The sequence below is a fragment of the Mesorhizobium sp. M1273 genome, assembly GCF_040318195.1.
Classification (GTDB): domain Bacteria; phylum Pseudomonadota; class Alphaproteobacteria; order Rhizobiales; family Rhizobiaceae; genus Mesorhizobium.
Genome location: NZ_JAMYLV010000015.1, coordinates 1 through 25,369 on the forward strand (window position 1 = coordinate 1; position 25,369 = coordinate 25,369).

General features: G+C 63.0%; 20 protein-coding genes and 2 pseudogenes. 10 read left to right on the top strand and 12 right to left on the bottom strand.

From position 1 onward, the window contains the following. Positions 1-107 precede the first annotated feature (107 nt). Both carB and NKH30_RS17445 read right to left on the bottom strand, forming a co-directional pair. Positions 108-3,611, bottom strand: coding sequence for a carbamoyl-phosphate synthase large subunit (gene carB, locus NKH30_RS17440; protein WP_352541084.1), 3,504 nt, complete (start codon positions 3,609-3,611; stop codon positions 108-110). Positions 3,612-3,827: 216 nt separating this feature from the next. Further along, entirely contained in the window at positions 3,828-4,709 is an 882-nt protein-coding gene (locus tag NKH30_RS17445) for an SH3 domain-containing protein (RefSeq protein WP_352996312.1), read from the bottom strand. Positions 4,710-4,972: 263 nt separating this feature from the next. Between NKH30_RS17445 and NKH30_RS17450 the strand changes: the two genes are divergently transcribed. Next, a complete protein-coding gene (locus NKH30_RS17450; RefSeq protein WP_352996314.1) occupies positions 4,973-7,402 on the top strand; it encodes a DNA/RNA non-specific endonuclease in 2,430 nt (809 codons plus the stop codon). Between the two features lie 86 nt (positions 7,403-7,488). Here NKH30_RS17450 and NKH30_RS17455 read toward each other — a convergent pair whose 3' ends face one another. Together NKH30_RS17455 and NKH30_RS17460 are read right to left on the bottom strand one after the other, a co-directional pair. Further along, complete coding sequence (locus NKH30_RS17455; RefSeq protein WP_352996316.1) at positions 7,489-8,232, bottom strand: metallophosphoesterase family protein; 744 nt, start codon at positions 8,230-8,232, stop codon at positions 7,489-7,491. A 95-nt stretch (positions 8,233-8,327) separates the two neighbouring features. Beyond that, positions 8,328-8,681, bottom strand: coding sequence for an ArsR/SmtB family transcription factor (locus NKH30_RS17460; protein ID WP_352541088.1), 354 nt, complete (start codon positions 8,679-8,681; stop codon positions 8,328-8,330). A gap of 193 nt (positions 8,682-8,874) precedes the next feature. Here NKH30_RS17460 and NKH30_RS17465 point away from each other — a divergent pair, with 193 nt between their 5' ends. Then, positions 8,875-10,053: an MFS transporter gene (locus tag NKH30_RS17465; protein ID WP_254820339.1), complete on the top strand. Its 1,179-nt coding sequence runs from the start codon at positions 8,875-8,877 to the stop codon at positions 10,051-10,053. A gap of 49 nt (positions 10,054-10,102) precedes the next feature. Here NKH30_RS17465 and NKH30_RS17470 read toward each other — a convergent pair. Further along, positions 10,103-10,549: pseudogene (locus tag NKH30_RS17470) on the bottom strand (MarR family winged helix-turn-helix transcriptional regulator); the annotation flags it as partial. 196 nt (positions 10,550-10,745) lie between these two features. On the opposite strand from NKH30_RS17470, the gene NKH30_RS17475 reads away from it, so the two are divergent. Continuing rightward, positions 10,746-11,537: an SDR family NAD(P)-dependent oxidoreductase gene (locus tag NKH30_RS17475; RefSeq protein WP_352541089.1), complete on the top strand. Its 792-nt coding sequence runs from the start codon at positions 10,746-10,748 to the stop codon at positions 11,535-11,537. Positions 11,538-11,555: 18 nt separating this feature from the next. Here the strand turns inward: NKH30_RS17475 and NKH30_RS17480 are convergent, their stop codons facing one another. Then, positions 11,556-12,155 carry a LysE family translocator gene (locus NKH30_RS17480; protein ID WP_352541090.1) on the bottom strand — a complete coding sequence of 200 codons (600 nt, stop codon included), beginning with the start codon at positions 12,153-12,155 and terminating at the stop codon, positions 11,556-11,558. A gap of 92 nt (positions 12,156-12,247) precedes the next feature. On the opposite strand from NKH30_RS17480, the gene NKH30_RS17485 reads away from it, so the two are divergent. Further along, on the top strand, positions 12,248-13,117 hold the full coding sequence (locus NKH30_RS17485; protein WP_352541091.1) for a LysR family transcriptional regulator: 870 nt from the start codon (positions 12,248-12,250) through the stop codon (positions 13,115-13,117). Between the two features lie 53 nt (positions 13,118-13,170). On the opposite strand, the gene NKH30_RS17490 is transcribed toward NKH30_RS17485, so the two are convergent. After that, positions 13,171-13,824 carry a dihydrofolate reductase family protein gene (locus NKH30_RS17490; protein WP_352996319.1) on the bottom strand — a complete coding sequence of 218 codons (654 nt, stop codon included), beginning with the start codon at positions 13,822-13,824 and terminating at the stop codon, positions 13,171-13,173. A 156-nt stretch (positions 13,825-13,980) separates the two neighbouring features. After that, a complete protein-coding gene (locus NKH30_RS17495; RefSeq protein WP_352473938.1) occupies positions 13,981-15,348 on the bottom strand; it encodes an Nramp family divalent metal transporter in 1,368 nt (455 codons plus the stop codon). A gap of 235 nt (positions 15,349-15,583) precedes the next feature. Between NKH30_RS17495 and mntR the strand changes: the two genes are divergently transcribed. From mntR to NKH30_RS17510, 3 genes are all read left to right on the top strand, one after another. Then, positions 15,584-16,039 carry a manganese-binding transcriptional regulator MntR gene (mntR, locus tag NKH30_RS17500; RefSeq protein WP_023678308.1) on the top strand — a complete coding sequence of 152 codons (456 nt, stop codon included), beginning with the start codon at positions 15,584-15,586 and terminating at the stop codon, positions 16,037-16,039. 223 nt (positions 16,040-16,262) lie between these two features. Beyond that, positions 16,263-17,180, top strand: coding sequence for a KPN_02809 family neutral zinc metallopeptidase (gene ypfJ, locus NKH30_RS17505; protein ID WP_352473939.1), 918 nt, complete (start codon positions 16,263-16,265; stop codon positions 17,178-17,180). 150 nt (positions 17,181-17,330) lie between these two features. Next, on the top strand, positions 17,331-18,599 hold the full coding sequence (locus NKH30_RS17510; protein ID WP_352683610.1) for a TCR/Tet family MFS transporter: 1,269 nt from the start codon (positions 17,331-17,333) through the stop codon (positions 18,597-18,599). 55 nt (positions 18,600-18,654) lie between these two features. Here the strand turns inward: NKH30_RS17510 and carA are convergent, their stop codons facing one another. Next, positions 18,655-19,872, bottom strand: a complete 1,218-nt coding sequence (gene carA, locus NKH30_RS17515) for a glutamine-hydrolyzing carbamoyl-phosphate synthase small subunit (RefSeq protein ID WP_352541094.1) — start codon at positions 19,870-19,872, stop codon at positions 18,655-18,657. Between the two features lie 320 nt (positions 19,873-20,192). Here carA and NKH30_RS17520 point away from each other — a divergent pair, with 320 nt between their 5' ends. Together NKH30_RS17520 and NKH30_RS17525 are read left to right on the top strand one after the other, a co-directional pair. Next, complete coding sequence (locus tag NKH30_RS17520; RefSeq protein ID WP_352996321.1) at positions 20,193-20,642, top strand: GatB/YqeY domain-containing protein; 450 nt, start codon at positions 20,193-20,195, stop codon at positions 20,640-20,642. 56 nt (positions 20,643-20,698) lie between these two features. After that, positions 20,699-21,256, top strand: a complete 558-nt coding sequence (locus tag NKH30_RS17525; RefSeq protein ID WP_352473942.1) for a GNAT family N-acetyltransferase — start codon at positions 20,699-20,701, stop codon at positions 21,254-21,256. A gap of 2 nt (positions 21,257-21,258) precedes the next feature. Here the strand turns inward: NKH30_RS17525 and NKH30_RS17530 are convergent. From NKH30_RS17530 to NKH30_RS17540, 3 genes and pseudogenes are all read right to left on the bottom strand, one after another. Beyond that, positions 21,259-22,440: pseudogene (locus tag NKH30_RS17530) on the bottom strand (MFS transporter). A gap of 127 nt (positions 22,441-22,567) precedes the next feature. Next, positions 22,568-22,777, bottom strand: coding sequence for a DUF2061 domain-containing protein (locus NKH30_RS17535; RefSeq protein WP_352473945.1), 210 nt, complete (start codon positions 22,775-22,777; stop codon positions 22,568-22,570). A gap of 132 nt (positions 22,778-22,909) precedes the next feature. Continuing rightward, positions 22,910-24,574, bottom strand: coding sequence for a Na/Pi cotransporter family protein (locus tag NKH30_RS17540; RefSeq protein WP_352473946.1), 1,665 nt, complete (start codon positions 24,572-24,574; stop codon positions 22,910-22,912). Between the two features lie 378 nt (positions 24,575-24,952). On the opposite strand from NKH30_RS17540, the gene NKH30_RS17545 reads away from it, so the two are divergent. Continuing rightward, the gene (locus NKH30_RS17545) at positions 24,953-25,342 is read left to right on the top strand and encodes an RcnB family protein (RefSeq protein WP_352473947.1); all 390 of its coding nucleotides are present in this window, start codon (positions 24,953-24,955) and stop codon (positions 25,340-25,342) included. Positions 25,343-25,369: the final 27 nt, after the last annotated feature.

Sequence of the window (25,369 nt, forward strand, 5' to 3'; positions counted from 1 at the left end):
ACCGTCATGTGTCCGCCGCTCCGCTAAACACGGGGGCTGCGCGGCGGACACGCCGACGTCACCGCGATGCCACGCCATTTTGCAGAACTTGACGCACACAACTCTCATCAGGCAAAATATTCCTGCAGCGGCCGAACCTCCAGGCTCCCCGCCCTCAACGCCGCAATCGCCTCCGCCACCGCAGCCGCGCCCGAAAGCGTGGTGTAATACGGCACCTTCTGCATCAGCGTCGCCCGGCGCAGCGATTTCGAGTCCGACACCGCCTTTTGGCCGTCCGTCGTGTTGAAGACGATCTGCACCTGGCGGTTGCGGATGGCGTCCTCGATGTGAGGGCGGCCTTCCAGCACCTTGTTTATTTTCTCCGCGGCGACGCCGTTTTCGGCGAGGAAGCGGGCGGTGCCGGAGGTGGCCAGCACTTTGAATCCCTGGCCGGCGAGACGCTTGACCGCCGGCAGGATGCCTTTCTTGTCCTCGTCGCGCACCGAGACGAACAGCGTGCCCGCGCGGGGGAGATCAACACCCGCCCCGAGCTGGCTCTTGGCGAAGGCCAGCGCGAAGTCGCGGTCGAGGCCCATGACCTCGCCGGTCGAGCGCATTTCCGGGCCGAGCAAAATGTCGACGCCGGGGAAACGGGCGAACGGGAACACCGCTTCCTTGACCGCGATGTGGCCGGGATTGCGCGGGTCGGGCATGGCGCCGTAATGGGCGAAGGCGTCTTCCAGGCTTTCGCCGGCCATGATGCGGGCAGCAATCTTCGCGATAGGCCGCCCGATGGTCTTGGCGACGAAAGGCACGGTGCGCGACGCACGCGGGTTGACCTCCAGCACATAGACCGTGCCGTCCTTGATCGCATATTGCACGTTCATCAGGCCGCCGACATTGAGCGCCCGGGCAAGTGCTGCTGTCTGGCGCTCCAGCTCGTCGACGAGTTCGGAAGGCAGCGAATGCACCGGCAGCGAGCAGGCCGAGTCGCCCGAATGGATGCCGGCCTCCTCGATGTGCTCCAATATACCGGAGACGTAGGTCGACTTGCTGTCGCAGAGGCAATCGACATCGACTTCGATGGCGCCTGAGAGATAGGTGTCGAACAGCAGCGGGTTCTTGCCGAGCAGCGTGTTGATCTGGCCGGTCTTGTCGTTGGGGTATTTCTGCTTGATGTCCTCCGGCACCAGGCCGGGCACGGTGTCGAGCAAATAGGATTGCAGCATGCTCTCGTCGTGGATGATCTGCATGGCGCGGCCGCCGAGCACATAAGACGGGCGCACCACCAGCGGGAAGCCGAGCTCGCCAGCGACGAGGCGGGCCTGCTCGACCGAATAGGCGATGCCGTTCTTCGGCTGGCTGAGGCCGAGCTTGTGCAAGAGCTTCTGGAAGCGGTCGCGGTCCTCGGCGAGATCGATCATGTCGGGCGAGGTGCCGAGGATCGGGATGCCGGCCTTCTCCAGCGCATCGGCGAGCTTCAGCGGCGTCTGGCCGCCGAACTGGACGATGACGCCGACCAGTTCGCCCGACGCCTGCTCGGCGCGCAGGATCTCCAACACGTCCTCCGGCGTGAGCGGCTCGAAATAGAGCCGGTCGGAGGTGTCGTAGTCGGTCGAGACGGTTTCGGGATTGCAGTTGATCATGATCGCCTCGAAGCCGGCGTCGCGCAGCGCAAAGGCGGCATGGCAGCAGCAATAGTCGAACTCGATGCCCTGGCCGATGCGGTTGGGGCCGCCGCCGAGGATGACGACCTTTTTGCGCGACGAGACCTGCGCCTCGTTGGCCAGCGCGCCTGCGAACGGCACCTCGTAGGTCGAGTACATGTAGGCGGTGGGCGAAGCGAACTCGGCGGCGCAGGTGTCGATGCGCTTGTAGACCGGATGAACGTCGAGCTTGTCGCGAATCTTCTGGATCTCTTCGACATCCTTCCTGACCAGCGACGCGAGGCGGGCGTCCGAAAAACCCATCGCCTTCAGCATGCGTAGATTGGCGGCGTCCTCGGGGATGCCGTGCTCGCGGATGCGGGCTTCCATGTCGAGAATGCCGGCGATCTGTTCGAGGAACCACGGGTCGATCTTGCACATGGCGTGCACGTCTTCCAGCGAGGTGCCCATGCGGATCGCTTGCGCCACCATGCGCAGCCGGTCCGGCGTCGGCGTGCCGAGTGCGGCGCGAATGGCGTTGCGGTCGTCGACGTGGCTGGCAGCTGTCGTCCCATGGCCGATGCCGGGGATTTCGATTTCGTCCAGACCGGTCAGGCCGGTCTCCAGTCCACGCAAGGCCTTCTGCAGCGATTCCTGGAAAGTGCGGCCGATGGCCATGACCTCGCCGACCGACTTCATCGAGGTGGTCAGCACCGGCTCGGCGCCGGGAAACTTCTCGAAGGCAAAGCGCGGGATTTTTGTCACGACATAGTCGATGCTCGGCTCGAACGAGGCCGGCGTTGCTCCGCCGGTGATGTCGTTCTCAAGCTCGTCCAGCGTGTAGCCGACGGCGAGCTTGGCGGCGATCTTGGCGATCGGGAAGCCTGTCGCCTTGGAGGCGAGCGCCGACGAGCGCGAGACGCGCGGGTTCATCTCGATCACCACCAGGCGGCCGTCGGCCGGGTTGACGGCGAACTGCACGTTGGAGCCGCCGGTCTCGACGCCGATCTCGCGCAGCACCGCGATCGAGGCGTTGCGCATCATCTGGTATTCCTTGTCGGTCAGCGTCAGCGCAGGGGCGACGGTGATCGAATCGCCGGTATGCACGCCCATCGGGTCGATGTTCTCGATCGAGCAGACGATGATGCAATTGTCGGCCTTGTCACGGACAACCTCCATCTCATACTCCTTCCAGCCGAGCACGCTCTCCTCGATCAGCACTTCGGTGGTCGGCGAGGCATCGAGGCCGGACTGGACGATCTCGAAGAATTCGGCGCGGTTGTAGGCGATGCCGCCGCCGGTGCCGCCCATGGTGAAGGACGGGCGGATGATGGCGGGCAGGCCGACATGGTCGAGCGCTTGTGCTGCAATCGCCATGGCATGGCTGATATAGCGCTGCTTGCGGTCGCCTTCGCCGAGGTTCCAGCGCGTTTCCAGAGCATCGAGCGCGGCGTCGAGATTTTCGGGCTTTTCCGCCTTCAACTCGGCGCGCTCGGCCTCATGCGTCTTGCGGTCGGCATTCTTGACGTCGGTGGCGTTGGCCAGCATCGACTTCGGCGTTTCCAGGCCGATCTTGTTCATCGCCTCGCGAAACAGCGCGCGGTCCTCGGCCTTGTCGATTGCGGTGGCGTCGGCACCGATCATCTCGACCTGATAGCGGTCGAGCACGCCCATGCGGCGCAGCGACAGAGCCGTGTTGAGCGCGGTCTGGCCGCCCATGGTCGGCAGCAGCGCGTCCGGCCGCTCCTTGGCGATGATCTTGGCCACCACTTCGGGCGTGATCGGCTCGATGTACGTGGCGTCGGCCAGCTCCGGATCGGTCATGATGGTGGCCGGATTGGAGTTGACCAGGATGACGCGAAAACCCTCTTCCTTCAGCGCCTTGCAGGCCTGGGTGCCGGAATAGTCGAATTCGCAGGCCTGGCCGATGACGATGGGGCCGGCCCCGATGATCAGGATCGACTTGATGTCGGTGCGTCTTGGCATGTCGAGGGTCCGTTCGGCGGGCGGCTTGCACAAAAAGCCGGACGGGATGACCCGGCCGGTTGTGCTCGCGATTCTGGTATCAGGCTAGGAGGGCCTTATAGGGAAGAGTTTTGCCGGATGTAACCCCCTAAAATGGCAGTAGGGGAGTAGGGGAGTAGGGGAGTAGGGGAGTAGGGGAGTAGGGCAGAGGTTCGAGCCCCCTTTGAACCTATTGCCCTACTGCCCTACTCCCTTACCACTATCCCCCAACGCCAAAGCGTCCGTAATCTCGAAGCGTTCGGAAGCACCGACGCGGATCATGTTCAGGCTGCCTTCGCGGGTGAAGCGGAATTCGCCGGGTGCGTCCGCACCGGCCGGCTTGCCGGCCTTGAAGCTGATGATGCGCGTGCCGCCATCGGGCCAGGTCACGGTCACGTCGGTCTTGTCGCCGGTGCGCACCACGCCTGCCTTGCAGCTGGTCATCGGCTGGCCGAGATAGCGCGCACAGGGGATGGCGTTGCCGGCACCGGGTACCGGTGTCCCCGGCGGCTGAAGCCGCGCAACGGTCTGTGCGTCGGCCGGGGGCGCCGCGTTGGCCGCGCCGAAATTCTGGACGGGACCCACTGCCGCGGGCGGCGATCCATCAACCTGTCCAGTCGTGGGGTTTCCACCGGCCAGGGCCAGGCGGTAAGCATCCTCGATCGCCACCCTGCCGATCGCGTCAGGGGAATTCAGCGGCGTTTCGGGAGCGGTCGCGCCGAGGCGCGTTGTCAGGTCGGGCAGCGGCTGAGGCGCAGGGTTCTCCGCACTGGCCGCCACCTGCGGTGTCACTTGCCGGGGATTGATAGGGTCGAGGTAGCGTGCGGGCGCCCATCCGCTCATCTTCGGGTCATCAATGTCTTCAACCTTGCACCATTTGTAGCCGCTGACGTCGCCGCAGCCGAGATTTTTCACGCTCGAACCACTCGGCAGCCGCGCCTCGATCTTGCCCATGGCCGACGCCGTGGCGCGCACGTTCAGGAGGTCATCCGGAGCGAGACCCGTCACAATCGAGACGATGGGCTCCGGCTCCTGGCCGTTGGCCGGCAACTCCGCCAGGATCAGCGGAGCGGCAATCACCGCAAGCAGCGTCGTCGGGAGTGTTACTGTGCGCCTAATCATCTGCCATGGGCGGTAGGTTCAATTGCCGAAGGCGCGGCCAGGCACGAAAGCGCCATCGCACGCCAGCCGGCTTTTATAGGCGACGAGACGGCGCTGTGTAAGCCCGAAAAGGTGCCGCGTGTTGAATCGCGACCAAGCCACTTCCGTGAACTAACAGCCGGCAAAATATTGCACATTTCATGTAAATATGCACTCTCTCAAGTAAGGTTGAGGAGGGCAATATGGTCGACCTTGAAATATTTGCGCAGGTGGAAAACATAGTTCGCCAGCGTATCAAGAAAACGCGCGCCGAGATTGAGGCTTCACTTGGTCACATCGCCAACGGCAATCCGCTGGCCGCCGAACAGACCCTCTCCAGGCGCCTCGACAGGTTGCAGGTAAAGGCGTCGCTCAGCCGCACCGAAGCGGAGATGATATCGGCAGCAATTGACATGAGGTCTGCCGGGGAAAGAAAGGCCGCCGCCAAGCAGCAAGGGCCGGAGGCTATTCTCGGCCCAACGCTCGATTTCATCGGGGTCGCATTCCTCGAGCGTGGGCGCCGTGCTGCCGATGCGGTTGGCCGCGTTGCCTTTCTCAACGGCAATCCGCAAGGATCGGGTTTTCTGGTCGGGCCAAGGTTGTTCCTCACAAACAACCATGTGATTTCGTCGCAGGCGGATTCCCGGCGCTTCCAGGTCCAGTTCGATTATGAGCAGGACGGTGCGAATGCCGTGCGTACGCCGACGACGTTCCTGTTCGATCCTGAATCCTGTTTCGTGAGCGATAGCATAGAGGGTCTGGACTATACGCTGATCGGAGTCGGCGAGCGGCGTTCCGGCCCAAAGGAACTGGGGGAGTTCGGTTTTATCTCGCTGTCGGATGCGCGCGACAAGCATATGCTCGGCGAAATCGCCAACATCGTCCAGCATCCCGATGGCCGCTTCAAGGAACTGGTGTTGCGTGAAAACCGGCTGGTGGCCCGCGACGAAACGGTGCAAGTGCTGCACTATGTCGCCGACACCGAACAGGGTTCTTCCGGCTCCCCGGTCTTCAACAATGAATGGGAACCTATCGCCCTGCACCATTGGGCCGGCCCGTTCCACGAGGTGACGGGCATAGGTGGCTATGCGCTTGCGCGCGAGATCAACGAAGGCATACGGATCAGCGCCATCGTTGACCATCTGGGTGCTAGAAAGTCCAAGCTGCCGGGCTCCTCGGCATCGGCGGTTTCGCAAGCTCTGGCGATTTGGGCCGGCATGCCGCGCATGATGGACGAGACAGTTCGGCTGAACGCCGATATTCGCGAAGATGTGCCGGACAAGCCGGTGCAGCGGCCGGAACCGGATCGCAATCGGCCGGCGACGAGACACAATGCCGATGGCTCGGTCACCTGGACTTTTCCCGTCGAGATAAATGTCCGGGCGCCGCTGATCAACCGCGACGGAGGCGATGCGAGACGAAACGACGGCAAAGGCCCGGCAAGCGAACCCGGGAAGGTGGCCATCGCCGAGGCCGCGGGTTGGAAAACAGAGGATTTCGACGATCGTGGAGGGTATGAGCCCGGCTTCATACCGGGCTTTGTCCTGGCAATGCCGACGGTTGCCAATTCACCCTACCACCGGTTGGCCAAAAACCTTCTTGCCAAACCGGGAGAGGACCCGCACGAATTGCGCTACCATCATTTTTCGATCTTGATGAACGCCGATCGCAGGCTTGCCTTCGTCACGGCCTGCAATATCGATGGATCCCGCACCAAGGCGGTCAATCGTGAGGACAAGACGGTCATCGACAACCCGTCGCTTGTCGAATTGGGGGTGGAGTCGATTTCCGGTTCGGAAGCCAGCGATGCTTTCCGGCCCGATCGGCGCATCGACCTTGGCGAGCAGATGAACCAGGAATTCTATTCGAGCCAGAATGTCCCTGGATTTCCCGTCGCAAAATCCAAGGAACGAATCGCTCGAATGTTCCAGAAGGGCCATATTACACTTCGCGGCGACCCCGCATGGGGCGTCGATCAGGAGGCGGTCGCGGCAGAACGCGACACGTTCTTTTATACCAATGCTGCGCCGCAAGTCGGCTTCTTCAATCAAGGAAGCTCGCTTAACCATCCCGGCTCCAAAGGGAAGTTGAGATGGCGCGCGGTAGAAACCTATGTGCTGCGCAACGCCTATACGACGCGAGGCCGTGTCACGGTGTTTGCCGGGCCAGTGTTCGGCGAGGACGATCCTCCCTACCGCTTCGACAGCCATGTTCCGCTGAAGTTCTGGAAGATCGCGCTGTGGTCCGATCAAGCTGGCCTGCGCGCCATCGCGCTGCTGGCGGACCAGAAGCCGGTTTTGGAAGTGATGCCCGAAGCGTTCGGCGAGCGTGCCGAGGCATTCGATGACCCGCTTGAAATTGCCAGGGTATCGGAGTTCCTTTCGACGGTGGCCGAGATTGAAGAGCTGACCGGCCTGAACTTTGGCCAGCAGGTGCGCGACGCCGACATTCGGGCCGGTTCCGAATCCGCCCCAGCACAGACTTTCAACCCAACGCAACTGGCGCCCAAGACGTCACGGCCAAAGGCTTCGGCGACCAAGACTTCGACGTCCAAGACTTCGGCGTCCAAGACTTCGGCGGCCAGCGCCCGACGTCCTGCCAAGCGATCGAAGCGATCGGCGTCTGACGACTGAAGATTGGACCGGTCGCGACTTCTGCCGCTCGAAGGCGGTCATCCGTTCAGCTAGGCATGAGCAAGCTCAGCCTGGGATGAGCAAGCTCAGCCCGGCATGAAGCCGGTGCGCAGCGCGTGAGCCCATTCGGGCCGTCCCGCCTGCTCGGCCTGGCGCGCCGCCGCCTCGTGGTCATAATCGACGGCGATGGCTTCGAAACTGTCGCGGTGCAAGTCGACGATGCCGTAGCGGGCGTGCGGCGAGCCCTGCTCGGAGACATGCGCCGGCGGCGTATCATCGTGATAGGCCGGGCAGCCGATGCTGCCCGGGTTGAAGATGACCGGACCGCCGGGAATGCGGACCAGCTCGCTGCGATGGCTGTGGCCGCAAAGCATGATGCGGCAGGCGGGATCGATCGCGCCGAGGCGCCGCTCGATTGCGACCAGCGGCGCGCGCACCAGCCGGCCGTCGACGATCGCGTCAGTCAGGTATTTTTCGTCGTGGTCGGGCCGGGCATGGAAGGCGAGTATGCCGGGCGCCACCTCCAGCGTGACGGGCAGCGCAAATAGCGCCTCGCGCTGGCCTGCGGTCAGCCGTTCCTGCGCGTAGCGGTCGGACGGCCAGGTCTCGTCGGCGGTGTCGTGGGCAACGCGGCGGTCGTGGTTGCCGCGCACCGTCGGCAGGTCGAGCGTCTCGAGCCGCTCCATGGTCTCGCGCGGCCAGAGCGGGCCGGAAACGCAATCGCCGAGATTGACGATGAGGTCGGCGCCGCCGCGCTGCCGCAGATCATCGAGCACGGCGTCGAGCGCCAGGACATTGCCGTGGATGTCGGCGAGGACGGCAATGCGCATGGCAGGCTCCGTTAATTGGAATGGCTGGAGGGCGGGTGAAGCTACTTTGCTCGTCTCGCGAAGCGGGCGAGAGCGGAACCTAGCTTTGGGTTCGTTCAGGCGCGGACTTCGATCTCTTGGCCGCCGACCGCCGGCAACGATGCGTCGCCGGCCGCGGCAATAACACTGTCGAGCAGGCCCGGGAAGCGGCGGTCGAGATCGTCACGGCGCAGCGTGATCAGCCGGCTGGTTCCAACCGCCTCGGTGCGGGTGACGCCGGCCTCACGCAACTTGGCCAAATGGTAGCTCAGATTGGTCTTCGAGCAGAGATCGAGGAACCGGCTGCAATTCAGCGGCACGCCCTCTTTGCTGGCGAGATAGCGCACGATGGCCAGTCGCGTCGGGTCGCCGAGCACGGCAAGCACGTTCGGCAGGCTGATCTGGTCGGCGGTGGGATGGGGCAAGGTCATGCCCAGGAATTAAGCACATTCGGAGCCGATTTCAACGCATCTCCTCTCGTGGCCAATGGACACATAGTTTCGTCCCGTCGCCCGGTCCTGACACCGGGCTGTCAGGATGGTTCGGCTATTTTGCAGCGGCTTTATTGACATCATGCCCTGTTATGTCCAATTGTTCAATAACCTTTGAACTAAGGAAATTGCCATGGATAAGCGCCTAATCTGGCTTGCGCTCGGATCGTTCACGATTTCGACCGAAGGTTTCGTCATCTCCAGCCTTTTGCCCGACATTGCAAAGGATGCCGCCATCTCCGTTCCGCTCGCCGGCACGCTGATCACCGCGTTTGCGCTCGCCTATGCGATCGGCACGCCGATCCTGGCAACGCTGACCGGCGAATGGGACCGGCGCCGCGTCATCCTGTGGACGCTGGTGTTCTTCGTGTTGGGCAACGTCGCCGCGGCGCTAAGCTCCTCCTTCGAATTGCTGTTGATCGCGCGCATCGTCATGGCGCTGTCGTCAGGCTTGTTCGCGGCGACCGCACAGGGAACGGCCGTTGCGCTTGTCGACGATCATCACCGCGCCCGCGCCATTGCCGTGGTCGTCGGCGGCACTACGGTTGCGGTCGCGGTCGGAGCACCGCTCGGCGCGCTCGTTGCAACGGTTGCCGGCTGGCGCGGCACCTTCTTTGCCATCGCCGGCCTCGGTGCGCTCGCCGGCGCGATCCTGTGGTACCGGCTGCCGCGCGGCATCGTCGGCACCAGGCTGCCGCTCCGGATGCGGCTTGCAGCGGCACTTCGCCCCGGCGTCATGCCTATCCTGGTGACGACGATCCTGGCGCTGATCGGCGCCTTCACCGTCTTTGCCTTTGTCGCGCCGCTGGCGATCGAAGGCGGCGGACTGAACCCGATCGCGCTTCCCGGAATGCTGCTCGCCTTTGGCGTTGGCGCGGTCATTGGCAATATCGGCGGCGGTCAGGCCGCCGACCGTTTCGGCGCGACGCGCACCGTCTGCTGGTCGCTGGCGCTGAGTGCCGCCATGCTGGTCACGTTTTCGCTGATCCCGATGTTCCTGCCGCGCGAGATCGCCGGGCCGGCGCTCATGGCCATGATGGTGCCGTGGGGCATCGTCGGCTGGGCATTCCCGCCGGCGCAGGCCAGCCGCATTATCAAGCTGGCGCCCGATGCCGCGCCCATCGTGCTGTCGCTGAACGCTTCGGCGCTCTATCTCGGCGTGGCACTGGGTGCCGTGGTCGGCGCCGCTGTGCTGCGCTATGGCGCACCGGCCGACCTCGGCGTGGTCGCGGCGGCGTTCCCGATCATCGGTCTGGGCGTAGTGCTGGCGGGCCATCTGGCGGCGCGTCCGGTGGCGATGCCGGCCGAGTAAGGCTTGTGGGCAAAGCTTGGCTGCCGGCCGCCGATAGTTGAAGTCGCGGCGGCGGTGCGTCAAAATCCAGCGCGGCGATTTCGTCCAGTGCCGCTCGCAGGCTTGCCGCCTGCTCTTTTCCAAACATCTCCTCGAAGCGCTGCTGAGCGACCTGCCACAGCTTCAGAGCTTCTTCGAGCTTGATCCGGCCCTGCGATGTCAGCCTGACGCGCCTGATGCGGCGGTCGACAGGGTCGGCGAAGGTCTCGACATAGCCGTCCCGGATCAGCGGCTTCAGCGTATGACCGAGGGCCGACAGGTCCATGACGAGGGCCGCGGCGATGGCACCCATCGTCGGTTCGTTGCCGACGTGGATTTGATAAAGCAGGCCCTGTTGCGTGGCCTTAATGCCGGAGGGCGCGAGCACATCGTCATAGAACTGGCCGAGTTTCCGCGTCGCGCGGCGCAGCATGGCGTTGTTGCAAAGCGCCAGGCCGGGCAGGGTGGTTTGGGACATTGGCGGATTTCCAATCAGGGGCCGGAAGGGACCCCTCGATGCAAACCAGAAATAGTCCTTGCTCCCCGGATTGACAAGATGGTGGCATATGCCTACTTTCAAATAGTGGCATATACCAATAAATCGTGTGCCAGTCGAAGCAGAGGTGTTGCCCTGCGGCACTGGCATTTGGAATCGAACCAGAAGGAACAAGACAATGAGCAATCAGGACAAAGGCACGGCGGTCGTCACCGGCGCCTCCTCCGGCATCGGCGCGGTCTATGCCAACCGGCTCGCCGGCCAAGATTACGATCTGGTGCTGGTGGCGCGGCGCGCCGACCGGCTGAAGGAATTGGCGGAGAGGCTCCGCTACGCGTATGGCATCAAAATCAGTGTGATCAGCGCCGACCTGGCCGACGACGGCGATCTGCGGCGGGTCGAGCAGGCGATATCAACCGACGACAGCGTGACGCTGCTGGTCAACAATGCCGGCCTTGGCGGCGCGCAGATGGTGGCAACGGCCGACGCTGATGTGGCCGAGCGCATGATCAAGGTCAATGTCGTGGCTTTGACTCGTTTGACCCGCGCGGTTCTGCCGGAGCTGCTGGCGCGCAACCGCGGCGCAATCGTCAACATCGCGTCGGTGCTGGCCTTCGACACCTCGTTCGGCGGCATCTACAGCGGCACAAAGGCTTATGTCGTCAACTTCACGGAGGCCTTGCAGCGGGAAGTCGCGGGCACGAAGGTCGCCGTGCAGGTGGTCTTGCCGGGGGCTACGCGGACAGAATTCTGGGAAGTTGCCGGAAGCGATATTGCCGACCTGCCGGCAGAGATCGTTATGACTGCCGACGATCTGGTCGATGCAGCGCTTGTCGGCCTGGCCAAGGGCGAAACCGTCACCGCGCCCGGGCTCTCCGATCCGGCTGGGTTGGAAACCTATCTTGGTGCGCGGCAAGGCTTCTTCGGCAGTCTTCTGGCGGGCAAGCCGGCGGCGCGTTACGCTGCCTGACATGGCTAAAGACTGATCTTACGCTGTCCGCCACATCGGGATGATCGAGGCGGCCAGCAGCAGGCCAAGCACGGCGTTGAGCATGCGCCACTGCCGCTCGGTTCGCAGCAACCCGGCGAGCAGCGTGCCCGCCACGCACCATGCTGCCAGCGATAGGGCCGCTGCAAGGCCGAAGACCGTGCCGAGCAGCAAGGCGAGCTGCAGCGGCCCGTTGGCGAGCCCGGCAAAGGATGCCGCCGCTCCCAGCCCCATGGCCCAGCCCTTTGGGTTCATCCATTGCAGGCCGGCGCCGCCCAAAAAGCTGTTCGGCTTTGCCATGGCCACGTCCAGATTGGGCGGACCGCTGCGGCCGATCTTGAGGGAAAGCCACGTCAGATAGAGGGTACCGGCCATTTTCATTGCCAGTTGCAGCGAAGGAGCGGCGGCCAGCAGACCGGCGAGCCCGGCAGCACCTGCCGCAGCCACCGTGGCCAGGCCGGCCGCACTCCCGGCCATCAGCGGGATAGAGCGGCGAAAGCCGAACTGCGCGCCGGACGCCGTCGACAAGGTCGTGGCCATGCCGGGCGTTGAGGTTGAGACCAGCGCGAACAGGACGAGGGGAAGGACAGGTTCAAACATGCTGCTTCCTTTGAAGCCTGCACGGTAGGCTGTTCGGCTCATCAGTAAATGCAATGTTTGCTATGACATGCATTAGCAAATATAATAGCCGGATGCTCCGCAACCTCGATACTGCCCTGGTTCGAACCTTCGTCACCGTTGCCGACAAGGCCAGCATGACGGCGGCGGCCAACGCGCTGCATTTGACGCAAGGTGCCGTCAGCCAGCAGATCAAGCGTTTGGAAGAGGTTCTCGGCTGCAGCCTGTTCGATCGCGATCGGCGTGGATTGCGGCTGACCCGCTCCGGCGAGCGATTATTCGGCAAGGGCAAGCGCCTGCTTTCCCTCAATGACGAGATCCTGGCGGAGATGGCGGGCGATGCAGTTGCCGGTCAGGTGCGGCTTGGCGTGCCGTACGATCTTGTCGGCACCTTGCTTGCGCCGGTGCTGAAGGCCTATGCGGAAGCTTATCCGCAGGTCGAGATCTCGCTTGTCTGTGCTTCGTCGCCGGAGCTGGCTGCAGCCTTGGCGACCGGCACGATAGAGCTCGCGGTGATCGAGGAGCCGATCGGTCGGTCGGCCGGCGAATGCCTTGTTGTCGACCGGCTGGTCTGGGTCGGCGCCAAAGGCGGCGCCGCCCGCAGCAAACGCCCCTTGCCGGTTTCGATGGTCGCCGAGACCTGTGCGTTCCGCCCGGTGGTGCTGGAGGCGCTTAACGAGCATGGGCTGGAATGGCGCACCGTATTCGAAAACGGCAGCATCGACGCGACGACGGCGACAGTGCGTTCGGACTTGGCCGTCACCACCTGGTTGGCGTCGACCGTGCCTGTCGACCTCGACATTTTGGCCAACGATCCGGAGCTGCCGTCATTGCCGAATTTTTCGATCAATCTGCATTTGCCGAAGCACGCCGTCGCGCCGGCTGCACTGGCATTCGCGGGCCACCTCCGCGATGGGTTGGCAGGGCGACGAGAGGCGGCTTAAAAACAGCAAAAAGGACGGCCAGTGTTCAGCCGTCCTTGATCGCCCCGCGGCATCTACTTCCAGTTCCTGCGCCGCTCGATCTCGGCTTCGGACGGCTGCTCCGTGGCAAATGACCCGGTCTTGATCTCGCCGGAGCGTTCATAGCTCGCCATGAGGACGCCGGTGGTCGATGCCTGCGAACGGGTCAGCTTCAAGGCGGCAGGTATCGTGCCGCTGCCGAACAGTTTTTTGCCCTTGCCCAGCACCAGCGGGAAGATCAGCAAGCTGATCTCGTCGATCAAGTCATTGGCGAGCAAGGTCTGGATCAGCTCGCTCGATCCCTGAATGAGCAGGTCGGGGCCGTCCTCCTGCTTCATCCGGCGCAACGTCGCCACGACGTCGCTGCCGAGCGGCTGGCTGTTTTGCCAGGACAGCGAATCCGGCCTGTGCGTCGCCACATATTTGGTGACGGCGTTGAAGATGTCGGCGATCGGATCATTCTTCTGATAAGGCCAGTGGGCGGCGAAGATGTCGTAAGTCTTGCGGCCGAGAAGCAGCGCGAACGGTTTTGAAAACGTCTCGCCCATCGCGGCGCCCATCACATCGTCCCAGTAGTGAAACGTCCAGCCGCCGAATTCGAAGCCGCCGACAGGGTCCTCTTGTGGGCCGCCGGGCGCCTGCATGACGCCGTCGAGGCTGACGAATGTTGCGGCGATGATCTTCTTCATTGGAGCTCCCTTTCCCTAGTCCGTGCCGTCATGGCCGGAGTTCGAGCCAAGGACGCGCGAACGGACATTTGTCCGACAGCGGCCGGCAAATTTCTAGTCTAGGACCGGGGGCAGGTGACTGCCGACCTTATCGTCTCAGCTTGGAGCCGAGAACGCTCAGCCCAAGCCAACGACCGTATCGTAGAGCAGCTTGAAGTTGAGCACCAGGATGAGCGCGGCAACCACCCAGGCCAGCACGGCGACGGCGCGGGAAATGGCAAAATTGCCCATCTTGCGCTTGTCCGAGACGAACTGCACCAGCGGTACGACAGCGAAGGGGAGCTGCATCGACAGGATTACCTGGCTGAAGACCAGCAACTGACCGGTTCCCTTCTCGCCATAGAGCGCGGTGACCACCACCACCGGAATGATGGCGATGCCGCGCGTCAGCAGGCGGCGCGCCCATTGCGGGATGCGCAGCCGCAAGAACCCTTCCATCACGATCTGGCCGGCGAGCGTCGCCGTCACCGTCGAGTTCAGGCCGGAGGCGAGCAGCGCTACGGCAAACAGGATGGAAGCGATGCCGAGGCCAAGCAGCGGCGACAGAAGCTCGAAGGCCTGGCCGATCTCGGCAACGTCATGATGACCGGTGCCGTGGAACGCCACCGCCGACACGATCAGGATGGAAGCATTGACGAACAACGCCAGTATCAGCGCGATGGTCGAGTCGGTCGTCGCCCATTTGATGGCGTCGCGCTTGCCGCGATCGGTGCGCTCATAGGCGCGGGTCTGCACGATCGAGGAATGCAGATAGAGATTGTGCGGCATCACCGTGGCGCCGATGATGCCGATGGCGATGTAGAGCATGGCCGGATTGGTGACGATCTCGGACGACGGCACGAACATCGCATGCAGGATGGAGCCGACCGGCGGGGCGGCGGCAAAGATCTGGATGGCGAAGCAGCCGAAGATGATAATCAAAAGCGCTATGATGAAGGCCTCGAGGAAACGGAAGCCCTTGTTCATCAGCAGCAGCAGCAGGAAGGCATCAAGCGCGGTGATGATGGCGCCGCCTATCAGCGGAATGCCGAACAGCAGTTGCAAGGCGATCGCCGTGCCAATGACCTCGGCCAGGTCGCAGGCGATGATGGCCAGTTCGCAAGCGACCCAAAGCATGAAATTGACTGGTCGCGGATAATAGGCGCGGCACGCCTGCGCAAGGTCGCGGCCGGTGGCGATGCCGAGCCGGGCGGCGAGTGCCTGCAGCAGGATCGCCATCAGGTTCGACAACATGATGATGAAAAGCAGCGTGTAGCCGAATTGGGCCCCGCCGGCGAGGTCGGTCGCCCAATTGCCCGGATCCATATAGCCGACCGAAACCATGTAGCCCGGCCCCATGAAGGCGAACAGCCGGCGAAGCCAGATCCCCGAGTGCGGCACCGCGATCGTTGCGTTGACTTCGCGAAGGCTGGGCTGCTCGTCGTCCTCCGGGCGGGCAAATCGCCACATGGACCGGGGGGCTGAGGTGGCTTCGGCTTCCGACATGAAATGGCTTTCCACTGGAACGATCGATGTTGTCTCCTTATCTATGCCACGGCTGAACATTATGCAATATGCTATATTTCATTGTCTGAGCTTTTTCTTGTGGCCGCTTGGCGTGCGGCCTGAACGGCAGTGAACGCCGGTTGCGCCGGCCACCGAATGGAAATAAAGGGCCAGAACCAATAGGGTTCCGTGTTATGACCGCAATGTCGATTCAAACTGCCGGGAGGAGCGCGTATTGGCGCTGAAGAAAAGACCGGTTCCTCGCGAAAAGCCGCTGCCTGACGCAGAAATCCACTCGGAAGGCTTCAGGCAGACGCGTGAAGCGCGCCGCAGCGCGCTGGTCGAGGATTATGTCGAGCTCATCGCCGACCTGATCGAGGATGGCAACGAGGCGCGCCAGGTCGATATCGCGGCACGGCTCGGCGTCGCTCAGCCGACGGTCGCGAAAATGCTGACGCGGCTGTGCGCCGACGGGCTGGTCTCCCGGAAGCCTTATCGCGGCGTGTTCCTGACCGATGCCGGCCGCAAGGTTGCGGAAGAGAGCCGCATTCGCCACCAGACGGTCGAGGCCTTCCTGCGCTCGCTCGGGGTCAGCGCCGAGACGGCGCGCATCGACGCCGAGGGCATCGAGCATCATGTCAGCGCCGAGACGCTCGAAGCCTTTCGCAAGGCAATAATCGCCGCCCGCTGAAAAGCACGGCCAGCGTATCTCTTCGCGCGACTCGCTTCCCACGAGCAGGGTGAACGGCACAGACCTTGCGATGTCTCGGCCAGAGCAGGCAAGCGTCAGCAAGCATTGCTTGTTCGCACGAAAAATACTGTGACTTGGCGTAACCGTTGAGATAATTGTTGTCGTGTCCGATCGAACCGGGACACGGCCCGATCGGCCGGAAAATTGCATCACGGGGGTTGCCATGCTCTGGAAGGGCCGTCGTCAGAGTGACAATGTCGAGGACGAGCGCGGCCAGAGCGGCGGGCTTGGCGGCGGGCCGGGGCAGTTTCGCATCCCGATCGGCGGTCGCGCGGGCGGCGGCGGCATGTCGGGCATTATCATCGTAGGGTTGATTTTCCTGGCAGGGTGGTATTTCGGCTTCGACCCGAGTCAGATCCTCGATAACAGCGGCTTGCAGCCCGGCGGCGGTCAGATCACCGACAATAGCGGTGCGCAAGGCGGCGGCACCGGTGCGCCCGCCTCCGACGAGATGAAGCAGTTCGTGTCGACTGTGCTGGCCGAGACCGAGGACACGTGGACCGGTATTTTTCAGTCCGAGGGCCTGACCTATCAAGATCCAAAACTGGTCCTGTTCAGCGGACGGATCGGCTCTGCTTGCGGCTCTGCCTCGTCAGCGGCCGGACCATTCTACTGTCCCAACGATCGCAAAGTCTATCTCGACACCACCTTCTTCCAGCAGCTCGATCAGCAGTTCGGTGCCTCGGGCGATTTCGCACAGGCCTATGTGATCGCGCATGAGGTCGGCCACCATGTGCAGAACCTCGTCGGCATCCTGCCCAAATTCAACCAGATGCGGCAGAGCATGGGCGAAGCGGACGCCAACCACATGTCGGTGCAGGTCGAGTTGCAGGCCGACTGCTTTGCCGGCATCTGGGCGCATTTCACCGGTCAGAAAGGCATCTTGGAACAGGGCGACATGGCGGAGGCACTGAACGCCGCCAAGCAGATCGGCGACGACACGCTGCAGAAGAAGATGCAGGGCTACGTCGTGCCGGAAAGCTTCAACCACGGCACGTCGCAGCAGCGGCAGACCTGGCTGGCGCGAGGCTTCCAGAACGGCAAGCTTTCGGACTGCGACACGTTCAACAACCCGATCTGAGCCGACGGTTTTCTCGTAATCCGAGAGACTGGATCGCAGTCAGGGGATGTCAGGATGAAAGCACTCTGCCCGTTCCCTCATTGTTCCCAGCGATGTGCTCGCCTATAAGGTGTGTTCCCGTTAGCTTGGGCGGCCCGAGGAGATACCATCATGATAGACCCCAAAACCGCCAGGCGGGGCCTTGCGCTTGTTTTCACCACCCTGCTGCTCGACATCATTGGCTTCGGCATCATTATGCCGGTGCTGCCGGCCTATCTCAGGGAATTGACCGGCGTCGGCATCAGCGAGGCGGCTATCGAGGGCGGCTGGCTGTTCTTCGTCTATGCGGCGATGCAGTTCGTTTTCGCACCAGTGATGGGCGGGTTGAGCGACCGGTTCGGGCGGCGGCCTATCCTGCTTGCCTCGGTGCTGACGTTCGCTATCGACAATCTGATCTGCGCTATCGCCTGGTCCTATCCGATGCTGTTCATCGGCCGCGTGCTGGCCGGCATTTCCGGCGCCAGTTATTCCACGACATCGGCATTCATTGCCGATATCTCGACCGACGAAAATCGTGCGAAGAATTTCGGGCTGCTCGGCATTGCTTTCGGCGTCGGCTTCGTCATCGGGCCGGTTCTGGGCGGGTTGCTCGGCACGTTCGGGCCGCGTGTGCCGTTCTATTTCGCTGCCGGGCTTGCTTTCGCAAACTTTCTGATCGCGCTGTTTCTGTTGCCGGAAACACTTGATAACAAGCACCGTCGCCGCTTCGAGTGGAAACGCGCGAACCCGGTCGGCACGCTCGTCCAGATGCGCAACTACGAAGGTATCGGCTGGATCGGACTTGTCTTCTTTCTGATGACGCTGGGGCACATGATGTATCCTGCGGTCTGGTCGTTCGTCTCCAGTTATCGCTATGGCTGGAGCGAACAACAGATCGGCTTCTCGCTCGGCGCTTTCGGCCTGTGCGGGGCGATCGTCATGGCGACAGTCCTGCCGCGCGTGATCCCTAAGCTCGGCGAGTGGAAGACGGCGGTAATCGGTCTGGCATTTACCGCACTCAGCGCCTTCGGCTACGCCTTCGCGTCACAAGGCTGGATGATCTATGCAGTGATCGTCGTCGGATGTCTCGAGGCGTTGGCCGACCCGCCGCTCAGAAGCCTGGCGGCCGCCAAGGTGCCACCTTCCGCCCAGGGCGAACTCCAAGGCGCAATGACCTCGATCTTCTCGATTACGTCGATCATCACACCGCTGCTTTATACGGCGATCTTTTCCTGGTTCACGGGCCCGAACGCGCCCGTGGTTTTCGGCGGTGCCCCCTATCTGCTCGGCGCGATTTTCCTCACGCTGGCGCTCGTCGTCTTCGTCACCAGGGTGGCCAAGCCGACGCCGAAGGAAGTCAAACGCATGCACACGCAGGAAGCCGTGACGGACGGGGCTTGATCGGCGCCGGGAGCCCGGCCGGCGCCGTCAATCAAATCCGTTTTTACGCAATGCGCTAAACACGCTCGGCCAGTGCCGGCTCGCCGCGCTTTTCGCGGATGAGATTGACGAAGCGGCGAAACAGATAGTGCGAATCCTGCGGGCCGGGCGAGGCTTCGGGATGATGCTGGACCGAGAAGACCGGCCTGCCGGTGAGCGCAATGCCGCAATTCGAACCGTCGAACAGCGAGACATGGGTTTCCTCGACGCCGCTCGGCAATGAGTCGGCGTCGACGGCAAAGCCATGGTTCATCGAGACGATCTCGACCTTGCCGGTGGTGTGGTCCTTGACGGGATGATTGGCGCCGTGGTGGCCCTGATGCATTTTTGCGGTCTTGCCGCCCAGCGCCAGCGCCAGCATCTGGTGGCCGAGGCAGATGCCGAAAAGCGGGATTTCGGTCTTCAACAGATCCTGGATAACCGGAACGGCGTAGTCGCCGGTGGCTTCCGGATCGCCAGGGCCGTTGGATAGAAAAATGCCGTCCGGCCGCATCGCCAGGATCTCCTCGGCGCCGGTTTTTGCCGGCACCACAGTGACCTTGGCGCCGAGGCCGGCCAGCAGGCGCAATATGTTGCGCTTGACGCCGTAGTCGACGGCAACGACGTGCATCGACGGATCAGCCTGTTCGCCAAAGCCCTCGTTCCAGACCCAAGGCGTCTCGCGCCAGACTGATGACTGGCCGGAGGTCACCTCCTTGGCGAGATCAAGCCCGATAAGCCCTGACCATGCGGCGGCGCGGCGCTTGAGGTCATCGATGTCGAAGATACCGTCGGGCGCGTGCGCGATGACGGCATTGGGCATGCCCTTTTCGCGGATCAGCGCGGTCAGCGCCCGCGTGTCGATGCCTGAAAGTGCGACGATGCCGCGCTTCTTCAGCCACTGGTCGAGACCGGTTCCGGCCCGGTAATTCGACGGGTTGGTGACATCGGCCTTGAACACGGCGCCGACGGCGCCGGCGCGGGCCAGCGGGTTGAGGTCTTCGGTGTCTTCGTCATTGGTGCCGATATTGCCGATATGCGGAAAGGTGAAAGTGACGATCTGGCCGGCATAGGATGGATCGGTGAGTATCTCCTGGTAGCCGGTCAGCGCGGTGTTGAAGCAGACCTCGGCGACGGCGGAGCCGGCGGCGCCCAGACCACGGCCCTCTATGACAGTGCCGTCGGCCAGCACCAGCAGGGCTGTCGGCCTCTCGCTGGCCCAAGGGGGGGTCGACGCGGCTGTCATCGTAGCCATGGCGGCACTCCTAAAGGTTGCGCCCTCAGTCGGCGCAACAAAAGGCGCGAAGCGGCGATCTCACAGCCTCGGCGCGCTAGGTTTTCATTTGTGCCTGTCGTTGCCCAAAACCGCTGCGCATTTTTGGGCGACGTGCACTAGAATTCAATTTCATGCAAGGCCCAGTACATAGGGGAAGGCGCCAAGGCGGTCAATGATGCCGCGCCGTGCGAGCCTAGATTTATTTCGTCGAATAATATCAGCGGTTTGCCGGACGCTATCGAGTTTGCCTTGAGCTATCGGCACGACTATTGTCCGCCGCATTCGAAGGAGAAAGCACCATGCGAGGCAAAATCGCCGAATCCCTGAAGAGCGCGATGAAGTCGCAGGACAAGCGCCGGCTGCCGACATTGCGGCTGATCCAGGCGGCCATCCATGATCGCGACATCGCCAATCGCAGCGCCGGCAAGGAGCCGGCGAGCGATGACGAGATCCTGCAGATCCTGGCCAAGATGGTGAAGCAGCGCGAAGAATCGGCCAAGGCGTTCGATGACGGCAAGCGGCCGGAGCTTGCAGCGCAGGAGCGCGACGAGATGGCCATCATCCGCGACTTCCTGCCGACGCAGCTGGGCCAGGCCGAGACGGAAAGCGCCGTCCGTTCCGCCATCGCCGAGACTGGTGCCAGCGGCGTCAAGGACATGGGCAAGGTGATGGCGGCGCTCAAGGAAAAATACGCCGGCCAGATGGATTTCTCCAAGGCGAGCGGCATCGTCAAGAGCCTGCTGCAGTAAGCCGCCGAAGGCCCTTGCCGTCGCGCCCGCAATCCGGCAGCCAAAAGCTCGCGCCCGTGATCGAACTCGTCAAACCGGCGTTTGAACACCTGCCGTCCTACAAGGCGGCCCTCGAGCGCGGCTGGTCGCCGGACAATGTGCGGCTGCTCGACGCGACGCGCGAGCAGCTTGCGGCTATCGAAAAGGATCCAGCGACTTTCCTTGGCGATCTCGACGATTCCGATGGCAAGGGACCGCCGATCACCTTGCCCGACGGTTCGACGGTGCCGCGGCTGCCCGGATTCCGGCGCTGGATCTGGGACGGGGAAGTCGCAGGCTCAATCGGCCTGCGCTGGCAGCACGGCACCGCGTCGCTGCCGTCGCATGTGCTCGGCCACATCGGCTATGCGGTGGTGCCGTGGAAACGGGGACGCGGCTATGCGACCGAGGCGCTGCGGCTGATGCTGGTGGAGGCGAGGGCGGTTGGCCTGCCCTTCGTCGAAATCACCTGCAAGCCTCACAATGTGCCCTCGCAGAAGGTCGTTCTGGCCAATGGCGGCCGGCTGGTCGGGCGTTTCTTCGAGGACGCCGCCTATGGCGGCGCGGAAAGCCTGCGCTACCGGATCGATCTGTAGCCCTATTCGGCGGCAGCCGGCAGCGGCGGCGCAGCCCGGCTTCGCCATTCCCAGACATGCGAGGCAAGCGCAACCGCGACGGCGACCAGCATGGCGATCGCGCCAACCACCGGCAGGCTGCGATAGCCATAGCCGGCATTGAGCATCGCCGCGCCGAGCGATGCGGCGAGCGCGATGCCGACATTGAAGCCCGACGGGATGAGCGACGAGGCAAGGTTGGAGGCGTCCGCGGTCCAGGTCAGGATGCGGGTCTGGATCGGCGTGCCGATGGCAAAGTTGAGGCCGCCCCAGACGAAGATCGCTATCACCATCGGCAGCGGGTAAGGGCCGACAGCGTAGATCAAGGCGAGCATTGCCGCCTGTAGGAAAAGCATGGCGATAAGCGACGGCATCAGCTTCCAGTCGGCGAGCCGCCCGCCGACAAAGACGCCGATCGTTGCGCCGACGCCGTTGAGCAAGAGCACCCAAGGTATCCATTTCTCGTCGAGGCCGGTGACCTCAAGCAGCGTCGGCGTGATGTAGGTGAACAGGCCGAACTGGCCGATCATCAGCATCAGCATAATAATGAGCTAGGTCCAGACCTGCTGGCGTGCGAGCACACGGACCTCGCTTCCAAGGCTCGCCGACGGGCTCGACGATCCCGTCTTGCGCGGCAGCAGGGCGCCGACTGCCGTGAAGGCCACCACACCGAGCGCGCACATCACCCAGAATGTCGCACGCCATCCCCAGATGTTGCCGATTGCCGTGCCGGCCGGAACGCCGATTACGTTCGATACGGTGAGGCCGGACAGGATCAGCGCCACCGCCATGCCGCGCTGGTCTTCGCGCACGAGGCCGACGGCCACCACCATGGCAACGCCGAAATAGGCGCCATGCGCGACGGCCACCGCTATCCGCAACAGCAGCATCGAGGCGAAGTCGGGCGCCAGCGCACAGGCGGCCTGGCCGATGGTGAAGGCTGCAGTCAGTCCAAGCAGCAGGGCCTTGCGGGAGAAGCTTTTGGTGGCGAGCGCCAGCAGCGGGCCGCCGACTGCAATGCCGCCGGCATAGCCGGAAACGAGATAGCCGGCGGTCGGGATCGCGACACCAAGGCCCTCCGCCACCTGCGGCAGCACGCCGGCGATGACGAATTCGGTAGTGCCGAAGGCGAAGGCGGCAATGAACAGGGCAATGAGGGGGAGCATGGCGGAAAGGCGATCCTCAGATAAGGTCGCCTCAAACCACGGATGAGGGCAGCGGGCAATCCAGAAATTGTCGACGCCGCTTTAGCTTTTCTTGATCGCCGGTCAGGCGTCCGCGCGGAGGCAAGAGCTAGGCGGCTGCCTTCCTCCCGTAAGGAATTTTCAGCCACGCACGTTCGTGAAAATAGTAGAGCAGCGACTTGGTGACGACCTCGGTCAGGCCGATGGCAGCGGCGAGCTTAATGCTTCCGGTCACGACGAGCGAAATGATCATCGTATCGATGGTGCCGGTGATGCGCCAGGAAAGCGCTTTGGCGAAGCTGCGAGAATGGGTGTCCATCGACTTTCCTTCCGGTAGATGCGGCGATCTTTAGCCGACAGACAGGAGGTGGCGCAAAGATAATTTCTGCGCATTGGCCCACAGCAATTTTCATAGGCGATGTTGTGAAGCTTCCCGGCCTGTGGATGCAATCTATCCGGCCTTCAGCCGCGAACCGGTGAGCAGGCCACGTTCTTCAAGAACGGGATAGGCCATCGAGGCGAGCAGCGAGTTGATCTGCTTGAGGTCGCGAATGGTGTCGAGATGGATGGAACTGGTCTCGACACTCTTGGCGGTGCCGTCGCGCAGCCGCACGAAATGGCTCTGGCTGGTTTCCTTCTCGCGGTCGCGCAGCCGGTCCTTTTCCAGCACCAACTGGCGAGCGGTCTCCGGATCGCGGGACACCAGCACGTTGAAGGCAAGCCTGGCATTGGCAAGCACCAAGGCATGGAAGGCGCAAAGCTCACGCCAGCCTTCCGGCGTGAACTCCAGCCCACGCTCGAATTTCTTCTTCACGTGGACCAGCATGTTGCGCACGATGATGTCGCCGACCTGCTCCAGCTTGACGCAGGCGCCGATCAGTTCCTGGCAACGCAGCGCCTCGTCCTCGCTCAGCGGGTTCTTGGTGACCCTGGCCAGATAGAGCTTGATCGCAGCGTGCTTCCTGTCGACACGGTCGTCGAGTGCGGCCAGCGCGCCGATCTTGTCGGCATCGGCGCTCTCATAGAGCTCGATGATCCGTTTCAGCATGATCTCGACCGTTTCGCAGACCCGCACCACCTCGCGGGTGGCGTTGGCCAATGCCTGGCTCGGCACGTCGAGCGCACTTTCGTTGAGCGCCGAAAGCTCGACGACGTCGAGCGCGTTGGCGGCCTGGGGCTTGGTGCCCAACGCCACGATCCTTTCCGAGGCGCGATAGACCAGGCTCGCCAGCGGTAGGCCGGCGATCAGGATCAGGATGTTGAAGACAATGTGGGCATTGACGATCTGCTCGGGCACCGTGTTGCCCAAGAAGGCGACCGGCGGTTTGAACGTCAGGAACAGGATCAGCATGATCAGCGAACCCATGCCGCGCATCAGGAGATTGCCGATCGGCACGATACGAACGCCGGGTTCTGCGTTGCGGGTTAGAAGCGGCGCGATGATCGAAGAGCCGAGATTGACACCCAGCACCAGCACGATACCGAGTTCGGGCGGGATGAAGCCGCGGCCCGCCAGCGTCACCATCAGCAGCACCGCGGCGATCGAGGAATGGAACAGCCAGGTGACCAACGCCGCCAGAAGATAGGCGGTAACCGGATCGCCGGAGAAGTAATCGACGATGAGCGGCATCAGCGTGCTCTGGCGCAGCGGCTCCGACGCCTGGCCGATCATCTCCAGCGACAGAAGCAGCAGGCCGATGCCGACCAGGATGCGGCCGAACTGGCGCCAGTCGCGCCGCTCGGTGGCCATGAACATGACGGTGCCGGCGACCAGGCAGATCGGCACCAGCAGCGACAGATCGAAGGTGAGCAGCTTGACCACGAGTGCCGAGCCGATCTCGGCGCCGCGCACCGCAAGCTGGCCCGACATGCCGCTGACAATACCGGAGCCGGCGAACGAGCCGACCAGCAAGGTGACGGCGGTCGAGCTTTGCAGCGCGACAGCCAGGCCGCAGCCGGCCAGAACCGCCATGAACGGATTGCGCATTGTGGCGCGCAGTTTGTGGCGCAGCACATCGCCATAGGCGCGCTCGACGCCGGTCTTCACCAGACGGGTGGCAAACAGCATCAGTGCGACCGCACCGGCCAGGTGCAGCAAGACGACCGAGCCACTCATGCCAGGCCCCGCAACGCGACAGGTGCCAGCGACGCGGGCGCGGTGAAGTCAAAGAGGCAAAAGTGGGCGCGAATCGTGGACATTGCAGAGGTTGATATTACTCCGATTTATTTTAGCCGAATAATAAATTTTGCCCGGTTCGGACGCGTGTTGCCACGCGACGGGGCGTGTCGGAAATGGATGGCTGACAAAATGGTTGCATAGCCTGCGGAGTTGCGGCGGGTCATGCGTCCATTCTCGGGCGCCCGCTTTAAAGGTAGCGCTGAATTAGTCGTTCTAAATGTAAGAAATCATTACGAAAACGTAATCTCGGTGTTCAGTTTCGGTTCATCCTTCCGGCTCTATTCCGTAGGCATCGACAACCAAGGAGTACCCGCCATGAAACGCATCGTTCTTTCCGCCATTGCCTTCTCGATGCTGGCTGCAACCACCTGGCAGGGCCAGGCCGCACCTCTGAACACACCAAACGCGCCGCAGTCGAACTACAGCCAGGTCGACTGGCAGAAGCCTGGCAGGCATGTCGACGTGAACAAGCATGTCGACGTGAACAAGCGCGTCCTAGTGAAGAAGAAGATCGTTGTGAAGCGCAGCCATTGGCGCAACGGCCAGAGATATTCCAGCTGGAAGCGTCACCAGCCGATCCGCGACTATCGCCACTATGGCCTGCGCCGTCCGGGTCCCGGGCAGGAATGGATCCGGGTTGGCAATGACTATCTGCTGGTCAGCGTTCTTTCCGGCTTGATCTTCGGCGCCATCGCCACGCAGTGACCGCGGAACGTCTGACCGGCACGGCGC